Here is a 23,004-nt window from a genome sequence, read left to right as displayed (position 1 = left end):
TCATTACCCATGACAAGTCAGCATAATGTTGCGTGAGATCAAGTATGATCTCAACACAAACCGGACGTCAAACAATCAGACACATTTTGCGACGATTTTGCTAAAAAATATGCGAAAACGTTATTATTGAGATAATAAAAATGGCAGCCAACTTGGGGCTGCCATTCAAAGGTACTCACAAAATGGACTCAGGCAATCAAAACAAGATACCCTGAATCTGATGTGATTACTCTTCTGTCTCTTCTTCAGGAAGTTTCAGACGACCTGTGTGGTAATCGTACTCATACACTTCACCATAACGTCCCCACTCAATCGCCACTTCAAGCACACGTTTCGCTTCGTCGGCTTTCAGGAACTCTTCTAACAACTCTAACAACGGTTGCTCAGACAAGCTGCCGTTGACTTCCACCTCGAGCTTGCGACGGATATGCGCCGCCAGTGGAACGTGCATGAGCAACTGTTCGCCAAACAATTCTTGTTTCTGCGCTTGATCCGCCTCGAAGTACTTCCGACCCAACGGCGTAAGGATAATATCGCCCTTTTCCAGCATCGCAAAACCCAGCAAGCTTAAAGCCTCATAAGTTGGGAAGAGTTCTTCATCGGACAACTCGGCTTCTTCCGCCAATTGCGGCAAGTCGGCGCGACCATTGTATGGTGCCTCTGCCACCATATCCAAAATCGCTTCGATACGGCTGACATCGGTATCTGGCAAGCGGTAGCCCAAGTGTTTAGAACTTGGCACTTCGGAACTTGCCTCATGCGTGGTGCGCATCGTCATCAAACCATACACTTCATCGATCAGTGCGCGGACTTCAGCAGATTCGACGTTTCGTGGTCGTGGCAAATCAATTTTGACTTCGCAACGAATCGTGCCTGGATCACTTGATAGAATGATAATCCGGTCCGCCATAACAACGGCTTCTTCGATGTTGTGCGAAACGATCAAAATACCTTTAGTGGAGATTTTATTTTCATCCCACAATTCCAGCATGTCGTTACGCAGTGTTTCACCTGTCAACACGTCCAGTGCCGAAAACGCCTCATCCATCAATAAAATATCAGGATTGGTCACCAAAGCGCGAGCGATACCAACACGTTGCTTCATCCCGCCAGATAATTCTCGTGGCAGCGCGCCGCCGAAACCAGCCAAACCAATGAGCTCAAGCACCGCATCAGCACGCTCTTCGCGCTCATCAGCAGGCACGCCTTGTGCCTCAAGACCCAATTCAACGTTTTGCTGCACCGTCAGCCAAGGAAACAAGGCAAAAGACTGAAACACCATCGCAACGCCAGCCACGGGACCAAAAATCGCTTTATCACGATAGGCGACCTTGCCTTTATCAGCAGGAATTAAGCCAGCCATAATACGCAACAGCGTCGATTTACCTGATCCTGATTTACCCAATAAGGCAACGATCTCTCCTTCTTTCAGTTGAAAATCAACTTTATCGAGGATTAAACGTGATTTGCCATCTGTTGCTTTGAAGGACTTAGCGACCTGATTAAGGTCTATCAATAAATTTTGAGTCATCTTTTTCTTTCAGACACATTCCAATGACGTTCAATAAGGTGCGATCAGTGAGTTTCTATCAATGAACACGACCATTGAATACCGATCATTCAATCCCTATTAACGAATATGATCTTCTGCCAACAAATACAACTTACGCCAGAAAAAACGGTTCAGCAAGGTCACAAAAATACACATGATGCCGATCCCTAATGCAATACGATGAAAATCACCCGTTTCGGTCATTTGCTTAATGTAACTACCAAGGCCATCGGCAACCAACGTCGTTTTACCCCACGTGACGTATTCGGCAACGATACTCGCATTCCAAGAGCCGCCACTCGCCGTGATGGCACCGGTGATGTAACTAGGGAAAATAGCTGGCAAATACACGCGCTTCCATTTCAACCAGCCTTTTAAGCCGAGGTTATCAGCGGCAAGACGGAGCTCGTTAGGAATGGTTGCTGCACCCGCAACGACGTTAAAGAGGATATACCACTGCGTACCAAACACCATTAACGGACTTAGCCAGATATTCGGAGTCAGTTTAAAGGTGACCATCGCGAACACCACCAACGGGAACATCAAATTGACTGGGAAAGCAGCTAAAAACTGCGCCACCGCCTGTACTTTTTGTGAGTATTGAGGACGCAATCCAATCCAGACAGAGACCGGCACCCACACCAAGGAAGCGAGACCGATCAACAACATCACACGAACCAGCGTAATCATCGCCAGACCGATCACGTGGAGCACCTCACTCATGCCGACATCGCTATGAATAAAGCTAATGAGTCGGAAAATAGCCAGTAAGGTAACGACCGTCAGAACACCATCCCATATTCTGGACCATAGGGGGCTCATTGGTTTTTTCATTGCACGTTCAGACGTGCCATCATATGTCACACTAAACCAGCCCAAACCACGGCTGAGGAAAGACCAAAAGTCTTCTGTCCACGACCGCACCCAGCTACTGTTACGCATCCAATCCAACAACCAAGATTGCTGCGACGTTTCACCCTGTGATTCCTCAAAACGGAATTTATCAGCCCATGCAAGTAAGGGGCGGAAAAATAATTGATCGTAAAGCAAAATACCGGTCAGCATGGCACCAATTGCCCACGCGATGGCATGACCATCCTTTGCCTCAATGGCCACAGCAATATACGAGCCGATACCGGGCAATTTAATATCTTGCCCAGCGACCGAAATGGCTTCCGCCGCCACCAAGAAAAACCACCCGCCGGACATCGACATCATCATATTCCACAATAATCCCGGCATCGCGAACGGCAACTCAAGACGCCAAAAACGCTGCCAACCTGATAATCGGAAAATGTGTGCAGCCTCTTGTAACTCAGATGGCACGGTTCGCATGGATTGGTACAAACTAAACGCCATGTTCCATGCTTGCGAGGTAAAAATCGCAAAAATCGCGGCGCACTCAACACCAAGAAGATTGCCTGGAAAAAGCGCAATAAAAGGGGCGATCGCAATCGCCTGAAAACCCAAAATAGGTACCGACTGCAAAATATCCAGTGCGGGAATCATGATCTTTTCGGCCGCTGCATATTTCACTGCAATCGCTGCAAAAGCAAGACTGAAAAGCAATGAAAAACCAAGCGCCGTGAACATACGCAGAATCGTGCGCAGCAGGTAGTAAGGTAAGTAGAAGGGATCGAGCGAGACTTGCAATGCTTCGCCCACTGAGAACGGACGACTCATCTGCATTGCTGCAAAAGCAAAAATACTAAACAGGGCTAGGATTAAAGGCAGTAGTGCCCAGTCCCAACGGTTAGGCCCTTTGTCGTCGGCCATCTCATCCCGCGGTTGGAGCTTGAACAGTTCAAACATGGTGACCACCTCGCAGCGGGCGTTTCATCAAAATAAAATTAATGCGCAACAAACTACCTCCTCGGCCTTTGACACATTGTCATCAGCGCTGGGATAACTCTCTCTGACGATACCTCAGGCCATCATGGCACTTTTTTATGGTCAGATCGAAACAAACAAACTGGGTAGAAAATCAGCGAAAGCTGCAAGAACTACTACCCGCCAGACGGCAAGGTAGCTGCAGGAAATCTGCGGTTACATTGCCGTGTTGAAGTCGACGTGTGATCGACAACTATAACCATCCACAGAATGAACTCCGATATGAAGAAGCCCGCACTTTAACACAGGGATAGACCTGTCCACAATATGATGCGATGCAAAATAAATGATATATTTTTAGCCTTAGATGGCGCTTAAAATGAATGCAAAATCAGCGGAGGCAAAAACCTATTTTTCGCCCATCGTTAGTCGCTCATTTAACAACGAAATCAGGTCTTTTCTCTCTGATTCCATCGCAAAATCGAGTGCAGTCATACCTGCGTCATTTTTAAGGTGTATGTCTGCACCAGACTCTAATAAATATTGTGCGGTGTCGTATTTTCCCGACCGAATTGCCAACATGAGCGGAGTTGTTTTATTGGGGGACTCGCTGTCAATATACGCTGCATTGTCGAGCAAAAAACGTAAGGTCTCGACATCACCACTCGCCGCCGCATAATGCACCGCAGCCCACCCTGGCTGATTCACCTCTGCACCTGCTGCCACCAGTTTTTTAACGACGGCCGATTTCCCTAAAAAGCTAGCAATCATTAGTGCGGTATCACCGTTTTTGGCGCGTGCTTCAAGATGAACATCCCGCGCCGCAAGCAATACGTCAACGACACGCATCGAACCTTCTCTGATCGCTATCATCAACAAGGTTTCCCCACGCAACGGTTCAGTGATCCTTGCGTTAGCGCCTTGTTCAATCAAATGCGATACGGAAGGTGCATCATTGAATTTCACAGCAAAAATCAGATCATCATCGACACTGGATTGTGCTGAGGTAGACCCAACGAACACCATCTGCATCAGGATAAAAAACAGAGACGCTAACATGCGGCCAAGTAACCGTACTTTGCATACACACCAAGAATGTATTGTCATGATATTTGTCCTCGCAGTGTCATCTCACAGTGTCATTGTAGATACAATAACCACATGAAAACGGAGCAGAAATTCAATGAAAACGCAATGCCTATTCAGCTTCAATTAAGCAGCAAAGCTAAATAGTCGAAAGAAATTCTCCGTCGTCACTTTTTGTACTTCCTGCACAGAAATGCCGCGGAGATCTGCCAGAAATTCCCCCACATGACGTACAAATCCGGGCTCATTCGTTTTGCCACGGAACGGCACTGGCGCAAGATAGGGAGAGTCTGTTTCGATTAAGATACGATCTAACGGTACTGCCTTGGCCACTGCTTGCAAGTCCTTCGCGCTTTTGAAAGTCACGATGCCAGAAAACGAAATATAAAATCCCATCTCAATCGCAGCTTGTGCAACTTCCAACGACTCGGTAAAACAATGCATGACACCGGCAACGCCACCCTGCTCCACACCTGCCCCCTCTTCCTGAAGGATGCGGATGGTATCTTCTGACGCAGCTCGTGTGTGAATGATTAAAGGCTTTCGACTGATGCGAGAGGCGCGTATGTGTTGACGAAAACGCGCTCTCTGCCATTCTAGGTCGCCTTTGAGACGAAAGTAATCAAGACCAGTCTCACCAATCGCGATAATTTTAGGATGGCGCGCTAATTCCACTAATTGTTCTGCCGTGGGTTCTGGTGTTTCTTCATAATCTGGATGGACACCCACTGAAGCAAAAATGTGTGGATAGGTTTCCGCTAATGCCAGTACCTGAGGGAAATCAGGTAGATCAACGGAGACACAGAGCGCGTGCGTGACGCCGTTATCGGCCATTTTCTGAAGCACCTCAGGCATCCGCTCTGCGAGCTCAGGGAAGTTAATATGGCAATGGGAATCGACGTACATAATGACACCAAACAAAAGTTAAATGGCAGCCTGAGCTGCCATTATGAAACAAACAAATTAGATCAAAAATTACATCACAAAAGCACTCGACGTTAGCGCATTGTATGTCATCGAGACGCCTTGTGCTGTGCAATCACATCCATCACAGCTTGCGCCGACAGATTCGCTGTATCACGCAGCAAAGTATGGTGCATCGCTGTGAATCGTTCTTTTAACTCTGTTTGCAAACGATCGTTATTCAATTGCTCCCAAAGTGCATCTGCCATCGCCTTTGGCGTCGCTGCAGACTGCAGAAATTCCGGCACCACAAATTCGCGCTCTAAGATGTTAGGCAATCCTATCCAAGGCTGATATCCCATATGTTTCAGAATCTGCCAAGAGGCTTCCATCATCTTGTAAGCAATGACCATCGGCTTTTTAAACAAAGCCACTTCCAACGACGCTGTACCAGAAGCGACCAAAACAGCATCCGCTGCCGCAATCGCTGTGTGGGATCGTCCATCGATCAACAAAACAGGCACACCTTCCAACTTCGCTGCTACCACCAACTTGATGTAATAACTACGTTGCTTATTACCTGCCATGGGCACCACGATCTGCAAATGCGGATCGCGCTCTAAGAGCAATTTGGCGGTTCGGATAAACGCTTCGGTATTGTATTTAATTTCAGAAATACGACTACCAGGAAGAATGGCGACGACTTTGAATCGGGGGTCAAGTCCCAACTCATCGCGTGCGGCCTGGGTATCCACTTCCACCGGAATAACCTGCGCCAGTGGATGACCTACGTAGGTCGCAGGGATGCCCGCATCACGATAAATCTGTTCTTCAAAGGGAAAAACGACCAGCATGTGTGAAACAGCAGCGGCAATTTTTTTGATACGTCCACCGCGCCAAGCCCAAATGGATGGGCTAATGTAATGCATAGTCGGAATTCCCGCTTGCTTAAGCGTGATCTCCATATCCAGATTGAAATCAGGCGCATCAACACCGATAAACACATCTGGCTTCTCCTGCAATAACTGCTGTGTTAATTGCTTACGGATACCACTGATTTCGCGATAATGGACAAGTACTTCAAACAAGCCACGTACGGATAACTTATCCATCGGAAAGTCACTGACAAATCCATGTTCCGCCATCCGAGGCCCACCGATACCATGGATCAATGAGTCGGGTAGGCGCGGCCGTAGACCTGATAAGAGCCGCGCAGCTAACATATCGCCGGATGTCTCCCCAGCGACCATAGAAACAATCGGCCGGTTCAATGCATTCATGGGAGCCTTAACGGACAATGCCTCGTGTTGAGGTATCAAGGAATTGGCGCATCGACTTCACATGCACACCAACATTTTCTGGCAACGCACTCACCTGCTCATCTAAGGCAGCTTTTGCCTCATCCAATGTCAGACCAGATTTATAGAGAGTTTTATACGCGTGGCGGATCGCATTTAACTGCTCGCGATCAAATCCACGGCGCTTCAACCCCTCGAGATTCACGCCGTGTGCGACCGCTGGATTGCCGGAAAGCAAAACAAAAGGAGGAACATCTTGCGTTAGGCTTGTATTCATCCCAACAAACGCATGTGCACCAATTTTGCAGAATTGATGTACCGCCGAGAAACCACTCATAATGACCCAGTCACCGATTTCGACGTGTCCGGCTAATGCGGCATTATTTGAGAAAATCGTATGGTTACCGACAGTGCAATCATGCGCGATATGCACATAAGCTAAAAACCAATTGTCACTTCCCACCCGAGTAATACCGCGGTCCTGTACCGTGCCGCAATTAAAGGTACAAAACTCGCGCACAAGATTGCGATCACCAATCTCAAGATAGGTGACTTCGCCCGCATACTTTTTATCTTGTGGAGGGCCGCCAATCGACGAAAAAGCATGAAAATCATTCTCTTTGCCAATGGTTGTATGGCCAGAAATCACCACATGTGGCCCCACTTTTGTCCCAGCACCGATGCTGACATGAGGACCAATAATAGCGTATGGCCCTACTTCGACCGAACTATCGAGGTTTGCCTTTGGATCAATCAGGGCGCTTGGATGGATTGACATTATTTCTCCGCATTGTCATCAGTTTTGCGCATAGTGCACATCAACTCGCCTTCTAATGCAAGTTGACCGTCAACGGTACCTTTTGCTTTGTATTTCCAGATACCACGGGCCACCTTCAGGATCTCTACTTCCATTTTCAGTTGATCACCTGGCTCTACCGGACGTTTGAAGCGCGCACCGTCGATACCCAAGAAGTAGACAATCGTTTTATCGTCAGGCTTTTGTCCCATGGACAAAAAGGAGAGCAACGCGGCTGTTTGCGCTAATGCTTCAATCATCAACACACCAGGCATCACTGGTTTATTGGGAAAATGACCATTAAAAAACTCTTCATTGGCGGTCACGTTTTTGATGGCGGTAATTGTTTTCCCGTCTTCCCAATCCAATACGCGGTCAACGAGCAACATCGGGTAACGATGCGGCAGATATTCTTTAATTTCGTTGATGTTGAGTGTTTTTTTCATGATGATTTTTCAGTCAAAGTTTTAATAGTTTTTTCCAGCTGCCGAATTTTCTCCCGCATGCCAGAGAGATTTCTTACAATCGCGGCTGATTTTTCCCAATCAGCATTTTTCGCCAAAGGATAGAAGCCTGTGTATTGTCCTGGTTCTAAAATAGATCTAGAAACCATGCTAGCAGACGAAACGTGAACGTTATCGACGATCGTCAAGTGGCCTAGCACCATCGCTGCGCCGCCAAAAGTACAATTTTTACCAATCTTTGCACTACCAGCAACACCTACGCACCCTGCCATTGCCGTATTTTCGCCGATGTGACAGTTGTGTCCGATTTGGATTTGGTTATCGAGGATCACGCCGTTTTCAATAATGGTATCAGCGAGCGCGCCGCGATCAATACTTGTGTTCGCGCCAATTTCCACCCGATCACCAATCACAACGCGACCCGTTTGAGGAATTTTTACCCATCGCCCGCGCTCATTCGCAAAACCGAACCCATCCGCACCAATCACAGCGCCAGAGTGAATAATGCAATGTGCGCCGACGATACAATAATCATAGACGGTGACATTGGCATGCAACAATGTCTGATCGCCAATTGTTACCCCTCGACCAATCACCGCGCCTGCCTTGATCACTGCGCCTTCACCGATCACCGCCTCCGCGTCAATGCTGACGTGCGGGCCGATGCTCGCAGAGGCCGCTACGACCGCATGTGGGCTCACCCACGCAGTGGGATGCACGCCAAGCTCCGGAGGAATTGCCACTAACGACGCGAAATACTGCGCTGCGTGTGCAAAATAAACGTAGGGGTTGGGAGCAATAATGCACGCTCCAGCGTAGTCTTTCGAAACAAGCGCGTAGTCTGACTCCGTCAGAATCAAAGCAGCCGCACGCGTGGCTGACGCCTGATGGCGCAGTTTAGCGTTCGAAAGAAACGTAATCGAATACTGATCGGCATCGCTCAATGGAGCAATGCCATTCACCGTAATATCGGGAGATCCAATTAATTGACCACCGAAGCGATCGACCAATTCTCCCAGCCGAGTGCTCGTCGTGGTCATTATTTATTTAGCGAGTGCTTTAAGAACCTTGTCGGTAATATCAACGCGAGGATTTGAATAAACAGCATCTTGCAACACGATGTCGTATTTTTCAGCCTCCGCAATTTGCTTGACCGCTTTTACCGCACGATCAACCAATGCTGCGATTTCCTCATTCTTACGCTGACTCAAATCTTCATTGAAGATACGTTGTTTGCGTTTAAAGTCTTGATCGAGGTCAGTCAGTTCGCGTTGACGTTTAATACGCTCCGACTCTGAGAGTACCGGAGAGTCTTTATCTAGCTTCTCTGCCATTGTTTTAATTTTGGCGGACATGTCTTGCAATTCTTTTCCGCGCTTGGAAAATTCTTGTTCGATCTTCGCCTCAGCAGCTTTTGCTGGCGCGGACTCACGAATGACGCGTTGAGAATCAAAAATTGCCACGCGAGAATCTTGGGCAACAGCATGGTGAGCGCCCATGAAACAGGCCGCACAAACCATCAAACGAAGAAACAATTTGGACGGGGTGATATGTTGAATCAAAATAATCTCCGTAACTCGAACTAAAGCACGCTAAACGTCAGCGTTACTAATTAAAACCCAGTACCCATCTGGAATTGGAAGGTCTGCTTCTTGTCCTCAGGTTTTGCATTCAAAGCATGACCAAAACTCAATTTCAGTGGTCCAACTGGCGAAATCCAACTAATACCGATACCAGTTGCAAAACGCAAATCTTTTGTTTGCATCTTCTGACCTTCATCAAATACTTGACCACCATCGAGGAAAGTGAACCAGCGCAGTGATTTATCAGCGCCAGGGAATGGCACTTGTAATTCTACATTACCAATCACGCGGCTAGCACCACCGAGGGAGTCGCCATTTGGATCTTTTGTACCAAGGGACGATGGCTCATATCCACGTACCGAACCAATACCACCAGCGTAGAAGTTCTTAAAGATTGGATAAGGATTGCCACCGAGACCATGGCCGTAATCAAACTCACCATTTAACGCGAGCACGACGGAGCGATAAACAGGCTTGAAGTACTGTGCGTTATAAATTGCACGGTAGTATTTCATATCACCGATTGTCGCAAGCTCAAGATTGACACGTTGATAACGACCTACCGATGGCGTCATCACGCTATCCCGGCTATCGCGCTGCCATGCGATAGTAAATGGGAAAGAATTGGTTGTAGCTGAACCAACGCCATATAACGGATCGGTAGGATCCTTTACCACGTTTGTCCCGTAGGTCGCCACGTATTTCAGGTAGCGGGATGGGCTGCTCAGGTAGAACGTATCAACCTTGGTGCGCTCAGCGCCGAGGCCAAAGAAGACCGTATCGACTTCGGAGAAAGGTACACCAAAACGCACGTTGCCGCCGGTTGTCTGTACTTTGTAGTCACCAATACTGCCCACCGTTGGACGAGTCGTACGCAGATAAACGTCCATACTGCGACTGATACCATCATCTGTGAAGTACGGATCGTAATGAGATAAGGCGATCGTTCTGTTAATGCGGCTGGTATTCATCTCAATGCCGATCGTATCACCACTACCAAACGCATTAGCTTGTGAAATCGAACCAGTGAGCGTTAATTTTTCAGCATTGGAATAGCCCGCACCAAAAGTCAGATTACCTGTTGGTTTCTCAGTCACCGTCAGGCTCACATCGACTTCATCAGCGCTGGTCGCCACTTCAGGCGTTTCCAGTTTTACATCACTAAAGTAACTGAGTCGCTCTACGCGATCACGAGACGCTTTAATTTTCTCACCGTCGTACCAGGAACCTTCAAACTGACGGAATTCTCGGCGAATAACTTCATCCCGCGTGCGCGTATTACCAGCAAGGTTGATGCGGCGAACATAAACACGTTTCCCTGGATCAACGGATACGGTGAAGGCGACTTCTTTCTTTTCTTTATCGAGAATAGGATTCGCATTAACGTTGGCAAACGCGTAACCGAAATTCCCCAAACGTTCAGAAATACGCTTTGTACTTTCTGTTAATCGCGCCGCATTGTAGACATCGTTTTTCTTGAGTAACATCAACGATGCCAACTCGTCTTCACGACCAAACATTTCGCCTTCTAACTTCACGTCAGAAACCGTGTATTTATCACCTTCATAGAGATTGATGGTGATATAAATTTCTTTTTTGTCGGTGGTAATCGCAATTTGGCTAGAGAGAATCTGCATCTCGAGATAGCCACGGTTCTGATAAAACGACCGGATAGCCTCGATATCACCAGAAAGTTTCTGTTTCGAATATTGATCCGCTTTGGTGTACCAAGAGAACCATGTCGGCGTATTTAACGCCATCACATCACGCAGTTCGCCATCGGAAAAAGCTTTATTACCGATAATTTTAATTTGCGCAATTTTTGCAACTTCACCTTCATCAACGGCAAATAACACCTTCACGCGGTTACGCTCGATCGGGGTAATCGTCGTCGTGATCTGCATACCGTACAGACCTTTAGACAAGTATTGTTTTTTCAACTCTTGCTCGGCGCGATCAGCTGTTGCCTTGTCGAAAATCTTCGACTCGCCGACGCCGATGTCTTTCAACGCCTTAATTAAGGCGTCTTTTTCAAATTCTTTTGTACCCGTAAAATCGACACCAGCAATCGTTGGACGCTCTTCCAGCAACACAACCAATACGCCATCTTGCTCTTCGATTTGAATATCTTTAAAAAAACCAGTCGCGTATAAGGATTTGATCGCTGTCGTACTCTTAGCATCATCGAACACTTCGCCTACTTTCACAGGCAGATAGCTAAACACAGTACCAGCTTCCGTTCTCTGCAATCCTTCTACGCGAATATCTTTTACTGTAAATGGTTGAATCGCAAATGCGCTACCAGAACATAAAGCCAATGCGGCTAAAGCCACTGAATGACGACGAAAATTAGGCAAAGTAAAATGCTCGATATGTAATTTCATTGGGTATAAAGTTCTTTCAATACTCTCAATATTGCTATCTGGAATGAGTTTTTGTCATCAAGCCGACTATTATGACATCAGTCTGACTATGTCATTAAAAAAAGCTACTGCCATGATTGTCATCAACAATGCCAAACCGGCACGTTGCGCAATTTCGCCAAAACGCGCTGACACAGGTTTCCCTGTCAAAACTTCCAGCGAATAATACAACAAATGCCCGCCATCTAACACAGGTATAGGCAGCAAATTCATCACGCCAAGGCTGATACTGATCAAAGCCATAAAACTGAGATAGCTAATCAGCCCAGATCTCGATGTTTTCCCAGCGTAATCTGCGATGGTCAGGGGACCAGTAACATTCTTGATGGAAACTTCACCAACCACCATTTTTCCTAGCATGCTCAAACTCATCATGCTGGTATCCCACGTCTTTTGCCCTGCTTTTAACAAAGCATCCGACAGCCCACTCTGTACCACAGTCATTTCGGGCACCAGCATCATCTGCACCTTCAAACGCCCTACCTTCTTGCCATTCGCCAATTCAGATTCTGGCGTGGCAATCACATCAAATTCCTGCTGACGTCTAAAAACATGCAATTGAAGCGGTTTGTCCGGCGATGCATTGACTAACTCAGTAAAGGCGAGCCCATCAAGTACTGGCACATGATCGATCGCCAAAATCACATCACCTTCCTGAAGCCCCGCTGCTTGCGCACGACCACCGTCAATAATCATCCCGAGCACTGCTGGTGGTCTTGCAAGTGAAAAACCTAATTTTGATAAAAAATCAGACTCCAAGTCTTTCGCAGTCAATTCCTCCAACGGCAAGTCAACAACACGATCAACATGTTCGTCTAACTGACCATTCAAGGCATCTGTATTCGAAAGATCTTTACTACGCTCGACAACTAATTCAGCGACCTTATCTTTTGCCAAAGCGCGCTGCATTAACTCCCATTGGGCATCACCCCAGCTGTGAATAGGCTTGCCATTGATGCTCAAAATCAGGTCACCATGCCTTAAACCAGCATGGTAGGCCGTCGAATTTACAGATGGGACTCTGATTTTTGCAATTGGTTCAGGAATCCCATGCAAAAATAAGCCTGCATACAAGGCGATCGCTAATAAAAAGTTAGCAACCGGACCAGCGGCAACGATAATAATGCGCTTCCAGACAGATTGGCGACAAAACTCTCGAGGAAGATCCTCGGCAGAAATCTGGTCAGCCCCCTGCTCACGGACATCAAGCATTTTTACATAGCCACCGAGTGGCAACATGGAAATTGCCCACTCTGTCTGGTCTTTACCAAACCGGCGCGAAAAAACAACCCGCCCCATACCAACGGAAAAACGCAGCACTTTCACGCCACATAGGCGGGCAGCAAGGTAATGCCCAAATTCATGGATCGTTACCAAGCTACCTAGGGCGACAAGAAACGCAATAATCGTCTGAATGAGTTGCATTATTGAATCAAGCTTAAAGCGATTTGACGGGCATGGGCGTCAGCTGCAAGGATGCTCTCTAAGTCAGTGACAGGAGTAGAAGGCATCTTCTCAAGACACTGCTCAATTACCTGAGCGATCCGGTCAAAACTAATCCGACGGTCTAAAAATGCTTGTACGGCGATCTCGTTACTAGCGTTGAGAATCGTCGGCGCTGATCCCTCTGCTCTGAGCGCTTGGTATGCAAGACGCAAACAAGGGAAACGATGGAAATCAGGCGCTTCAAAATTAAGCTTACCTACCTTCACCAAGTCGAGTGGTTCGACGCCAGAATCAATACGCTCTGGATAAGCAAGGCCGTACGCAATCGGTGTTCGCATATCGGGATTACCTAATTGCGCCAGTACCGATCCATCGTTGTAGGAAACCATGGAATGAATCACGCTTTGCGGATGAATCACTACATCAATATCGTCGGCCGGAACGGAGAACAACCAATGCGCCTCGATGACCTCGAGACCTTTATTCATCATGGTTGCTGAATCAATGGAAATTTTACGCCCCATGACCCAGTTAGGATGTGCGACGGCCTCTTCTGGCGTTACCACGCACAGTGTTTGTACATCGCGATGTAAAAATGGACCGCCCGAAGCAGTGAGCAAAATCTTGCGTACGCCATGCTTTTTTCTATCGCCATCAAAATGTGCAGGCAAGCATTGAAAAATAGCATTATGTTCACTATCAATCGGCAACAGCGCTGCGCCTGTCGACTTGATTGCATTCATAAACAAGCTGCCTGACATCACCAAGGCTTCTTTATTGGCGAGAAGTACTTTTTTACCTGCTTGGGCAGCCGCGAGTGAGGCCGGCAAACCTGCAGCCCCGACAATGGCTGCCATGACGCTATCACAGCCAGGTGCAGAGGCCACATCACATAACGCTTGTGGTCCAAACTCAATCTGAATTGAGGCTAAGCCACGCTCCACGAGCAATTGGCGTAAACCGTTGGCTGCTTCCACTGTGCCAACAACCGCCACTTCCGGCAGAAAACGCTGGCATTGTTCTGCCAACTTCTCAATTTGTGTATGCGCCGTCAATGCAAAGACACGATACCGATCAGGATGACGTGCAATGACGTCTAATGTCGATACGCCGATAGAACCAGTCGATCCTAGGATGCAAACGCGTTGCATGTTATCCATATTATTCATTCGTTTAACGCCATAAATCTAAAAGGACAGCCAGCGGCAATACAGGGATTAACGCGTCGATTCTATCCAACACACCGCCATGACCAGGCAGCAAATGACTGCTATCCTTCATCCCAGCACGACGTTTAAGCATCGATTCAAACAAGTCTCCCACGACACTGGCAGCAGAAATAAGGCTCAACAGCACTGCAGAGATGACAATGCCTTTGCGCATCAATAACTGAGCAGCAAATGTATCCTGTAACTGTGGAATGAGAGTCGAACCGCCGGCAATCAACAGTACCGCCACCCACCCGCCGATAGCGCCTTCCCACGATTTTCCAGGTGAAATAGACGGTGCGAGCTTGTGTTTTCCGAAGGCTTTGCCCGCAAAGTAAGCACCAATATCAGCCACCCACACTAAGGCCATCACAGACAATAGATAAAGAGGTGAACGCTTGAATAAAACGGCAATCGCAATGAAGCAACCGAAGATGGCGATGCCATATAAGGTGCTTAATAGGCCATTCGAAAACCCAAAGCCAGGCAATCCCTTCGCTAACAATGGTGTGAGTCGTAGCAACCAAAATGCAACGCACAAGGCGAAAAGTAACGGCGTAGAAAAACTATCAAGGTGGAACAGCAAGTACCCAAAAAAGACTGTCCAGATGACCGTCATCACAATTGGACCCGGCTTTTTAAACAGTCGCTGGCATTCCCATATTGCTGCCGCAAAAAATAGCACGACAACGACAGAGAATGCATAAAAGTTGCCAACGTAAAGGATGGGCAACAAGATCGCCAATAAAATCAATGCGGTAATTATGCGAGTCTGTAACATCAACGACTTTCTATCAGATGAGAACTTGGTAATTAATTTGTTAAAACGTCGATTTTATTTTCTGTCTGTGACCGATACCAATGGCATTTCATCGTCGCCACATTGACCGGAGTATCACCTCGACATACTTGGTTCAGATTGGTCGTTCAACGCACCATTCGTCATACATAATGAAGCGCTAAGTAACATGGCTGATCGAAAGAAACCAACAAACGTTTAACTCAACCTATTTCAAACGCCAGAAACAAAAAAACACACACACCTTGCAAAAATAAAAAGTTTTTTTACAAGGAGGTGCGTTTTTTAAGTAAACAAAGTTGTGCTATTTGCACAATATTGTACCAAGCGATCGATGCGCGAGCGGATTTATACCGTCAACACTTCTTTTTCTTTCTCGAGCAATAATTTATCCACTTCAGCAACGAACTTGTCTGTCAGTTTTTGGATATCGTCTTGTGCACGACGCTCATCATCTTCCGAGCATTCTTTGTCTTTCAACATTTTCTTGAGCGATTCATTAGCATCGCGACGGATATTGCGGATCGCGATTTTTGCGCCCTCGCCTTCTGTTTTTACCAACTTCACCATCTCTTTACGACGCTCTTCTGTCAGAGGTGGTGTTGGTACACGAATCATGTCGCCTTGGCTTGATGGATTCAAACCGAGATCAGAGTCGCGAATTGCTTTTTCAATTGCGCTCAACATTTTCTTTTCCCATGGCTGAACACCAATGGTGCGCGCATCAATCAGCGTCACATTCGCCACTTGGGTGATGTTCGTTGGTGCACCATAATAATCAACCATTACATGGTCAAGAATACCGGTATGCGCACGACCTGTACGCACTTTAGCGAGATCATTTTTCAGCGTCTCGATGGACTTCTGCATTCTTTGTTCGCTATTTTTTTTAACGTCTGCTACTGCCATTCTGTCCTCCAGTACATCATTACACGATCTTTAGACTAAAAAGATCCTGATCAAAATTAATTCACAACTTCAGAAACGGTGCATTATACGTGTACAAGTGTGCCTTCGTCTTCACCCATAATGACATTCTTTAACGCACCAGGCTTAACGATCGAGAAAACTTTGATCGGCAACTTCTGATCGCGACACAACGCAAATGCAGTTGCATCCATCACTTGCAAATGACGAGAGATCGCCTCATCAAAAGAAATCGTCGAGAAGCGTGTTGCACTCGGATCTTTTTTCGGATCTGCCGTGTACACACCATCAACTTTCGTCGCTTTTAACACGATCTCAGCGCCAATCTCAGAACCACGCAGCGCAGCCGCTGTATCGGTCGTAAAGAATGGGTTGCCTGTACCTGCAGCGAATACAACAACCTTACCCTCTTCAAGATACTGCAAGGCTTTTGGACGAACGTAAGGCTCCACCACCTGATCGATAGCAATCGCGGACATCACACGTGCAGTGATACCAATCTGACGCATTGCATCAGCTAACGCCAGTGAATTCATCACCGTTGCCAACATACCCATATAGTCAGCCGTTGCGCGATCCATGCCTTGCGCACCAGGAGCAACACCACGGAAAATATTACCGCCACCGATCACAATGGCCAATTCCACGCCTAAGCGGGAAATTTCTGCTACGTCGGCCACCATGCGTTCAATGGTAGCGCGATTAATGCCAAATGGGTCGTCGCCCATCAAGGCTTCGCCAGAGAGCTTCAAGAGCACGCGCTTGTAAGCAGGTTTTGTCATGATAGGACTCCTTCTGGAAAGTTAAATAAACACAATAAATCTGGGAAATCAAAAACTGATTTAGTTTGCTCACTCTGCCTTATAGCCACACGGGTTTGGGCTGTAGGCTTTCACCTTACATCTACAACGAATAAACAAACTACATCGTTCTTATTTGAAACAACATACATCACATTCACGACACCACAGAAAAACACTGCTTAAGAATGATTCAAGATACATTAACTCTACGCAATTTATTTCCTCTAGGCTTAAAAAAACGGGCCTTTCGGCCCGTTTCGAATAACGCCTGATTATGCTTGCTTTGCTGCTGCCACTTGCGCAGCAACTTCAGCAGCGAAATCATCAACCTTCTTCTCAATACCTTCACCAACAACATACATAGTGAATGCTTTAACAGAAGAATTAACAGACTTCAGCATTTGCTCAACAGTTTGCTTGTCGTTTTTAACGAAAGGCTGATTGAACAAGGAAACTTCTTTCAAGAACTTCTGAACAGAACCTTCTACCATTTTTGCAACGATATCAGCTGGTTTGCCTGATTCTGCTGCTTTTTGCTCTGCAACTGAACGCTCTTTAGCGATCAAATCTGCAGGCACTTGCTCAGTAGACAGGGAAACTGGTTTCATCGCAGCAATGTGCATCGCAACGTCTTTACCTACTTGCTCATCAGCACCGTCGAATTCAACGATAACGCCGATACGTGTGCCGTGCAGGTAAGAAACCAACTTTGCTGGCGTTTCAAAGCGAGCAAAGCGACGGAAAGACATGTTTTCACCAATTTTACCAACCAGTGCAGCACGTACTTCTTCCACTGTTTTGCCATCGAGTGGCAAAGCGCCCAATGCAGCGATATCTGCTGGGTTGTGTTCAGCGATCAGTTTTGCAACTGTGTTCGCCATTGCCAGGAAGTCGTCATTTTTAGTAACGAAGTCAGTTTCGCAGTTAACTTCAACCAATGCACCAACGTTACCGGAGATGTAAGAAGCAACAACGCCTTCTGCAGTAACACGGGAAGCTGCCTTGGATGCTTTGCTACCCAGTTTTACACGCAGAATCTCTTCCGCACGATCCATATCACCATCAGCTTCTGTCAAAGCCTTTTTGCATTCCATCATTGGTGCATCAGTCTTTGCACGCAAAGCACCAACTAAAGCTGCTGTAATCGCTGCCATGTCATTCTCCTAATCAGTAGTGCTGAAACAGCACATTCATCAAATTTTGTTTAAAAAAAAGGGCGAACGACAGTTGCCCCATTTTTTTGTCTTGAATTACCGAAGCAATTCAAGACGTATTTACATAAACAAACTATTACGCTTGTTCAACTTCTACAAACTCATCAGAGCCTGGCTTAACAGCTTCCAGAACTTCGTTAACCGCGTTTGCACGGCCTTCGAGGATCGCGTCAGCTACGCCACGAGCGTACAAAGAAATTGCTTTAGAAGAGTCATCATTACCAGGAATGATGTAAGCAACGCCTTCTGGAGAATGGTTAGTATCAACTACGCCGATCACTGGGATACCCAATTTAGCAGCTTCAGTGATTGCACCTTTGTGGTAACCAACGTCAACCACGAAAATTGCATCAGGAATACCGCCCATATCTTTGATACCGCCGATCGATTTTTGCAGCTTGATCATTTCACGTTGGAACATCAACGCTTCTTTTTTGGACAACTTCTCAACAGAACCGTCTTCAATCGCAACTTCCATGTCTTTCAAGCGCTTGATTGATGTTTTTACTGTTTTGAAGTTTGTCAGCATACCACCCAACCAACGCTGATCAACGAAAGGCATACCTGCGCGTTGAGCTTCTGCAGCGATGATTTCACGAGATTGACGCTTTGTACCAACCAACAATACTGTGCCACGGTTAGCGGACAATTGACGGATGTACTTCATCGCTTCTTGGTACATAGACAATGTCTTTTCCAAGTTAACGATATGAATTTTGTTGCGGTGACCGAAAATGTACGGCGCCATTTTTGGATTCCAAAAACGAGTTTGGTGACCAAAGTGCACACCAGCTTCCAGCATTTCACGCATTGTTACAGACATAATAACTCCAGGGTTAGGTCTTGAATCCAGCCAGTGATCTTCGGATACATATCTAAAGACACCCTTTTCGACCGGATTCGATTGATAAGAATTTAATTAACTTGCAATGAATTTGTATTCGTTTGTAAGCTAACCATCTATTCTACTATGAAACAATGAACTTTCTCAAGCAAGTTCTTTCACCGAACACTGCGGGGACCTGTTTCCTCGTCTATAATTCTGTTTTTAGTAGCCTCTGGCAATTTTTATATTTAGCGCCTTGCTTGCCCTTACAAACTGTTGATTCAGTGTAACGCCGACTTAACGATGGCAGCGGGCGTCATTATCAAGAAGAAGAACTATGGAATCCATCTCAATCAAAACCGCCGAAGATATCGCAGGCATGCGCATTGCCGGCAAACTCGCCTCTGAAGTCCTCGATTACATTACCCCGTTTGTTAAAGTTGGCGTCACGACAGGTGAATTAGACCGCTTGTGTCACGAATACATGGTGAACGTACAGGGCACAATCCCTGCGCCGCTCAATTATTGCCCACCAGGATATACCCCCTACCCAAAAGCAATCTGCACCTCTGTCAATGATGTGATCTGCCATGGCATTCCAGGCGACAAAGTGTTGAAAAGTGGCGACTCCGTTAACCTCGATATTACCGTCATTAAAGACGGCTATCACGGCGACACTAGCCGCATGTTCTTGGTCGGCGAACCATCCATCTTGAGCAAGCGCTTAAGCGAAATTACTTACGAATGCATGTGGCTTGGGATCGACAAAATCAAACCAGGTGCGCATTTAGGTGATATCGGTCATGTGATTCAACAGCACGCAGAAAAAGCAGGTTACAGCGTCGTGCGTGAATTCTGCGGCCACGGTATCGGTAAAATTTTCCATGAAGCGCCACAAGTAATGCATTACGGTAAGCCAGGCACGATGGAACGCTTAGAAGCCGGCATGGTTTTTACCGTTGAGCCAATGATTAATGCAGGTCGTCGCGAAATTCGCGAAATGGGTGATGGATGGACCATTCGCACCAAAGACAGAAGTCTCTCCGCGCAATGGGAACATACTGTGTTGGTGACAGAAACTGGCTATGAAGTGCTGACACTTTCTGCCGGCTACCCACCAATTCCAGCGTTCATCAAACTCAACCAAGCTTCATAAGCCACTGACTGCACAATGCTACCCGCCCTCGCATTCAAAGAAGAAATCAAGGCCAATCAGGCAGCGGTGATTAAAGCATTCACCGAGCACCATAAAGCAGAGCAACTGCTGCACGATTTATGCCGAAACGTCGACCATGTTCTTGAAAAAGTCTGGAAGCACTTTCAGTTGCCGAAAGAATTCTCTTTGGTTGCGGTCGGTGGTTATGGTCGAGGCGAACTATTTCCTCAGTCTGATGTCGACGTACTCATCCTTCTCCATAAGACCCCTGAGCAAGCGGATCGTGAGAAGCTAGAGAGCCTTGTGCAACTCTTCTGGGATATTGGGCTCGACATCGGACATAGCATTCGCACGGTCGAAGAATGTTTGCAAGAAGCAGCCGCAGATATTACGGTGCAAACGAGCCTGCTTGAGGCGAGGTTGATTACGGGCAGCCGGAAGTTGTTTTGGGAGCTGCAAGAACGTTACGCCGAAGCAATGAACCCTCAAAAGTTCTTTCAAGAAAAATTACTTGAGCTCCGCCAACGTCACGTTAAATACGAAGATACACCTTACAGCCTCGAACCGAACTGCAAAGAGAGTCCTGGTGGCCTGCGCGATCTTCAGGTTATTTTATGGGTCGCAAAAGCAGCAAATCTTGGTAATTCTTGGCGGGAACTGGCCGACCGTGGTCTGATTACCGACACTGAGGGTCGGCAGCTAAAACGGAACGAACGTGCATTTAAGGATATCCGTATTCGTCTGCACATTCACGCCGGACGCCGCGAAGATCGCCTCATTTTTGATGTTCAAACGCCGATCGCTGAGTCCTTCGGTTTTAAAACCACCGAATCTCGGCGCGCTAGTGAATATTTAATGCAGCGGTATTATTGGGCGGCCAAAGCGGTAACGCAGCTCAATCTGATTTTGTTGCAAAATATCGAAGCAGTCTTGTTCCCGCAACCCTCTGTGCCGCGACCAATCAATGAACGGTTCAACGAAGTAAACGGTTTCATTGATATTGCACGTGACGACACCTTTGAAGTGTCTCCATCTGCTTTACTGGAAGTATTTTTGCTGATGGCAAAGCATCCTGAGTTGAAAGGGATGACCGCGCGGACCTCTCGTGCGTTGTGGCATGCTCGTTTGTTAATCGATGCGGAATTCCGCCATGATATTTTCAACCGCGCCCTCTTCCTACAAATTCTGCAATCGCCTCAAGGGATCACTCATGCGCTACGCCGCATGAATCAAATGAGTATCTTGGGACGTTACTTGCCGAATTTCCGTCGCATTATCGGGCAAATGCAACATGATTTATTTCATGCTTACACGGTAGATCAGCATATTTTGATGGTGGTTCGTAACATCCGTCGTTTTACGATGCCCGAACATGCGCACGAATACCCCTTCTGTAGTCAGTTAATGGCGAATTTTACACAGCCGTGGGTACTGTATATCGCAGCGCTGTTTCATGATATCGCTAAAGGGCGCGGCGGTGACCACTCATTGCTCGGCATGTCTGATGCGAAGAAATTCTGCTATGACCACGGATTAAACCGCGCCAACTCAGAACTCATCGTTTTCCTGGTCCAAAACCACCTGACGATGTCGCACGTCGCCCAGAAGCAAGATTTGTCTGATCCGGACGTCGTTAAAGACTTCGCCCGTCTGGTCAAAGACGAACGCCACCTGACAGCACTTTACTTGCTAACTGTCGCCGATATCCGAGGTACGAGTCCAAAGGTATGGAACGGCTGGAAAGGTAAGCTGCTCGAAGACCTGTATAAAATGACTTTGCGCGTTCTCGGCGGCGAAGCACCGTCGAAAGATCGAGAGCTTAAAAATCGCCAAGAAGAAGCGCTGAAAGCGTTACGATTGATTGGTATCGCGCCGGATGCACATGAACGCTTTTGGCAGCAACTGGATGTGGCGTACTTTTTGCGTCATGACGCCTCGGACATTGCGTGGCAAACCCGTGTTTTACACGACAAGATCGATAGCCCGACACCCGTTGTGAAATGCCGCTTATCGCCCATTGGTGAAGGCTTGCAAGTCACGGTCTATGTGAAAGATCAGCCAGACTTGTTTGCACGTATTTGCAATTATTTTGATAGTAAAAATTTCGGCATTTTAGATGCCAAGATTCATACAAGCAAAAACGGGTATGCGCTGGATACCTTTATGGTGACAGAGCCTTCATTTGCCCATCAATACCGCGACATCATTAACTTGGTTGAGCACGAACTCAGTGCGATTCTGGCGAAGCAAACGCCCTTATCACCACCCAACAAGGGACGCTTGTCTCGGATGTCGCGTAGCTTTCCGATTGTGCCGACCGTAGATTTACGCCCTGACGACAAAGGACAATACTTCTTGCTATCCATTTCTGCCAACGACAAAAATGGCTTGCTGTATGCGATTGCCGAAGTGCTGACCAAATACAAAATTAATCTGCACACCGCAAAAATTATGACGCTGGGCGAACGGGTGGAAGACGTCTTTATTGTCGATGGTCCAGCATTACAGGTAGCACGAACGCAGATTCAATTCGAGACGGATTTACTTGATGCGCTTCGTGTTTAGGGTATTTTCTTGTGTGCGATTAATCGCCACGCCAACAATACACCACGGATAACTGACGCTTCATTTCGTCAACGTCGACAGCGGTTGAGAGCGTAAAAAAGAAAATGTCGATACGAAGATATACA

Annotated in this window: 19 protein-coding genes; 2 read left to right on the top strand and 17 right to left on the bottom strand. The window is 47.0% G+C overall.

Features of this window, described 5'->3' with window-relative positions; genetic code table 11:
- Positions 1 to 226 precede the first annotated feature (226 nt).
- From ACO0K2_RS09565 to rpsB, 17 genes are all read right to left on the bottom strand, one after another.
- Positions 227 to 1,531 (bottom strand): nitrate/sulfonate/bicarbonate ABC transporter ATP-binding protein, encoded by a 1,305-nt coding sequence (locus ACO0K2_RS09565; RefSeq protein ID WP_423018097.1) that lies wholly within the window; start codon positions 1,529 to 1,531, stop codon positions 227 to 229.
- Between the two features lie 99 nt (positions 1,532 to 1,630).
- Positions 1,631 to 3,364, bottom strand: a complete 1,734-nt coding sequence (locus ACO0K2_RS09560) for an ABC transporter permease (RefSeq protein ID WP_423018095.1) — start codon at positions 3,362 to 3,364, stop codon at positions 1,631 to 1,633.
- Positions 3,365 to 3,790: 426 nt separating this feature from the next.
- Positions 3,791 to 4,489, bottom strand: coding sequence for an ankyrin repeat domain-containing protein (locus ACO0K2_RS09555; RefSeq protein ID WP_423018093.1), 699 nt, complete (start codon positions 4,487 to 4,489; stop codon positions 3,791 to 3,793).
- A gap of 105 nt (positions 4,490 to 4,594) precedes the next feature.
- On the bottom strand, positions 4,595 to 5,374 hold the full coding sequence (locus ACO0K2_RS09550) for a TatD family hydrolase (RefSeq protein WP_423018091.1): 780 nt from the start codon (positions 5,372 to 5,374) through the stop codon (positions 4,595 to 4,597).
- Positions 5,375 to 5,481: 107 nt separating this feature from the next.
- On the bottom strand, positions 5,482 to 6,651 hold the full coding sequence (gene lpxB, locus ACO0K2_RS09545; protein WP_423018089.1) for a lipid-A-disaccharide synthase: 1,170 nt from the start codon (positions 6,649 to 6,651) through the stop codon (positions 5,482 to 5,484).
- A 7-nt stretch (positions 6,652 to 6,658) separates the two neighbouring features.
- Positions 6,659 to 7,447: an acyl-ACP--UDP-N-acetylglucosamine O-acyltransferase gene (gene lpxA, locus ACO0K2_RS09540; RefSeq protein ID WP_423018087.1), complete on the bottom strand. Its 789-nt coding sequence runs from the start codon at positions 7,445 to 7,447 to the stop codon at positions 6,659 to 6,661.
- On the bottom strand, positions 7,447 to 7,911 hold the full coding sequence (gene fabZ / locus ACO0K2_RS09535) for a 3-hydroxyacyl-ACP dehydratase FabZ (protein ID WP_423018085.1): 465 nt from the start codon (positions 7,909 to 7,911) through the stop codon (positions 7,447 to 7,449). Before fabZ ends, lpxA begins: the two co-directional genes overlap by 1 nt.
- Positions 7,908 to 8,969, bottom strand: a complete 1,062-nt coding sequence (gene lpxD, locus ACO0K2_RS09530; RefSeq protein ID WP_423018083.1) for a UDP-3-O-(3-hydroxymyristoyl)glucosamine N-acyltransferase — start codon at positions 8,967 to 8,969, stop codon at positions 7,908 to 7,910. Before lpxD ends, fabZ begins: the two co-directional genes overlap by 4 nt.
- A 3-nt stretch (positions 8,970 to 8,972) precedes the next feature.
- Positions 8,973 to 9,449, bottom strand: coding sequence for an OmpH family outer membrane protein (locus tag ACO0K2_RS09525; protein WP_423018485.1), 477 nt, complete (start codon positions 9,447 to 9,449; stop codon positions 8,973 to 8,975).
- Between the two features lie 92 nt (positions 9,450 to 9,541).
- Entirely contained in the window at positions 9,542 to 11,896 is a 2,355-nt protein-coding gene (gene bamA / locus ACO0K2_RS09520; protein WP_423018081.1) for an outer membrane protein assembly factor BamA, read from the bottom strand.
- Positions 11,897 to 11,965: 69 nt separating this feature from the next.
- Positions 11,966 to 13,360, bottom strand: a complete 1,395-nt coding sequence (rseP, locus tag ACO0K2_RS09515) for an RIP metalloprotease RseP (RefSeq protein WP_423018079.1) — start codon at positions 13,358 to 13,360, stop codon at positions 11,966 to 11,968.
- A complete protein-coding gene (gene ispC / locus ACO0K2_RS09510) occupies positions 13,360 to 14,532 on the bottom strand; it encodes a 1-deoxy-D-xylulose-5-phosphate reductoisomerase (protein ID WP_423018483.1) in 1,173 nt (390 codons plus the stop codon). Before ispC ends, rseP begins: the two co-directional genes overlap by 1 nt.
- 22 nt (positions 14,533 to 14,554) lie before the next feature.
- A complete protein-coding gene (locus ACO0K2_RS09505) occupies positions 14,555 to 15,370 on the bottom strand; it encodes a phosphatidate cytidylyltransferase (RefSeq protein ID WP_423018077.1) in 816 nt (271 codons plus the stop codon).
- Positions 15,371 to 15,736: 366 nt separating this feature from the next.
- Positions 15,737 to 16,297, bottom strand: coding sequence for a ribosome recycling factor (frr, locus tag ACO0K2_RS09500; RefSeq protein WP_423018075.1), 561 nt, complete (start codon positions 16,295 to 16,297; stop codon positions 15,737 to 15,739).
- An 83-nt stretch (positions 16,298 to 16,380) separates the two neighbouring features.
- Positions 16,381 to 17,097 (bottom strand): UMP kinase, encoded by a 717-nt coding sequence (gene pyrH / locus ACO0K2_RS09495; protein WP_423018073.1) that lies wholly within the window; start codon positions 17,095 to 17,097, stop codon positions 16,381 to 16,383.
- 293 nt (positions 17,098 to 17,390) lie between these two features.
- Positions 17,391 to 18,272, bottom strand: a complete 882-nt coding sequence (gene tsf, locus ACO0K2_RS09490) for a translation elongation factor Ts (RefSeq protein WP_423018071.1) — start codon at positions 18,270 to 18,272, stop codon at positions 17,391 to 17,393.
- A 136-nt stretch (positions 18,273 to 18,408) separates the two neighbouring features.
- Positions 18,409 to 19,155 (bottom strand): 30S ribosomal protein S2, encoded by a 747-nt coding sequence (rpsB, locus tag ACO0K2_RS09485; RefSeq protein ID WP_423018070.1) that lies wholly within the window; start codon positions 19,153 to 19,155, stop codon positions 18,409 to 18,411.
- A gap of 340 nt (positions 19,156 to 19,495) precedes the next feature.
- Between rpsB and map the strand changes: the two genes are divergently transcribed.
- On the top strand, positions 19,496 to 20,314 hold the full coding sequence (gene map / locus ACO0K2_RS09480; RefSeq protein ID WP_423018068.1) for a type I methionyl aminopeptidase: 819 nt from the start codon (positions 19,496 to 19,498) through the stop codon (positions 20,312 to 20,314).
- A 15-nt stretch (positions 20,315 to 20,329) separates the two neighbouring features.
- Positions 20,330 to 22,879: a [protein-PII] uridylyltransferase gene (locus ACO0K2_RS09475; protein WP_423018066.1), complete on the top strand. Its 2,550-nt coding sequence runs from the start codon at positions 20,330 to 20,332 to the stop codon at positions 22,877 to 22,879.
- Positions 22,880 to 23,004: the final 125 nt, after the last annotated feature.

Source organism: Undibacterium sp. MH2W (assembly GCF_049340215.1).
In the GTDB taxonomy this organism is placed as follows: Bacteria; Pseudomonadota; Gammaproteobacteria; order Burkholderiales; family Burkholderiaceae_D; genus Undibacterium.
The sequence above is the reverse complement of the archived record's forward strand: the minus strand, read 5'-3'. Positions and strand labels throughout refer to the sequence as shown.

What these genes read in the sequence shown, in the direction of transcription:
- ACO0K2_RS09475 (WP_423018066.1), top strand. Translation starts at nt 20,330, where the DNA reads ATGCTACCCGCCCTCGCATTCAAAGAAGAAATCAAGGCCAATCAGGCA.
- ACO0K2_RS09525 (WP_423018485.1), bottom strand. Translation starts at nt 9,449, where the DNA reads ATGGTTTGTGCGGCCTGTTTCATGGGCGCTCACCATGCTGTTGCCCAA.
- bamA (WP_423018081.1), bottom strand. Translation starts at nt 11,896, where the DNA reads ATGAAATTACATATCGAGCATTTTACTTTGCCTAATTTTCGTCGTCAT.
- ACO0K2_RS09505 (WP_423018077.1), bottom strand. Translation starts at nt 15,370, where the DNA reads ATGTTACAGACTCGCATAATTACCGCATTGATTTTATTGGCGATCTTG.
- ispC (WP_423018483.1), bottom strand. Translation starts at nt 14,532, where the DNA reads ATGCAACGCGTTTGCATCCTAGGATCGACTGGTTCTATCGGCGTATCG.
- ACO0K2_RS09565 (WP_423018097.1), bottom strand. Translation starts at nt 1,531, where the DNA reads ATGACTCAAAATTTATTGATAGACCTTAATCAGGTCGCTAAGTCCTTC.
- lpxD (WP_423018083.1), bottom strand. Translation starts at nt 8,969, where the DNA reads ATGACCACGACGAGCACTCGGCTGGGAGAATTGGTCGATCGCTTCGGT.
- fabZ (WP_423018085.1), bottom strand. Translation starts at nt 7,911, where the DNA reads ATGAAAAAAACACTCAACATCAACGAAATTAAAGAATATCTGCCGCAT.
- rpsB (WP_423018070.1), bottom strand. Translation starts at nt 19,155, where the DNA reads ATGTCTGTAACAATGCGTGAAATGCTGGAAGCTGGTGTGCACTTTGGT.
- rseP (WP_423018079.1), bottom strand. Translation starts at nt 13,360, where the DNA reads ATGCAACTCATTCAGACGATTATTGCGTTTCTTGTCGCCCTAGGTAGC.
- lpxB (WP_423018089.1), bottom strand. Translation starts at nt 6,651, where the DNA reads ATGAATGCATTGAACCGGCCGATTGTTTCTATGGTCGCTGGGGAGACA.
- frr (WP_423018075.1), bottom strand. Translation starts at nt 16,297, where the DNA reads ATGGCAGTAGCAGACGTTAAAAAAAATAGCGAACAAAGAATGCAGAAG.
- ACO0K2_RS09550 (WP_423018091.1), bottom strand. Translation starts at nt 5,374, where the DNA reads ATGTACGTCGATTCCCATTGCCATATTAACTTCCCTGAGCTCGCAGAG.
- lpxA (WP_423018087.1), bottom strand. Translation starts at nt 7,447, where the DNA reads ATGTCAATCCATCCAAGCGCCCTGATTGATCCAAAGGCAAACCTCGAT.
- ACO0K2_RS09555 (WP_423018093.1), bottom strand. Translation starts at nt 4,489, where the DNA reads ATGACAATACATTCTTGGTGTGTATGCAAAGTACGGTTACTTGGCCGC.
- tsf (WP_423018071.1), bottom strand. Translation starts at nt 18,272, where the DNA reads ATGGCAGCGATTACAGCAGCTTTAGTTGGTGCTTTGCGTGCAAAGACT.
- pyrH (WP_423018073.1), bottom strand. Translation starts at nt 17,097, where the DNA reads ATGACAAAACCTGCTTACAAGCGCGTGCTCTTGAAGCTCTCTGGCGAA.
- ACO0K2_RS09560 (WP_423018095.1), bottom strand. Translation starts at nt 3,364, where the DNA reads ATGTTTGAACTGTTCAAGCTCCAACCGCGGGATGAGATGGCCGACGAC.
- map (WP_423018068.1), top strand. Translation starts at nt 19,496, where the DNA reads ATGGAATCCATCTCAATCAAAACCGCCGAAGATATCGCAGGCATGCGC.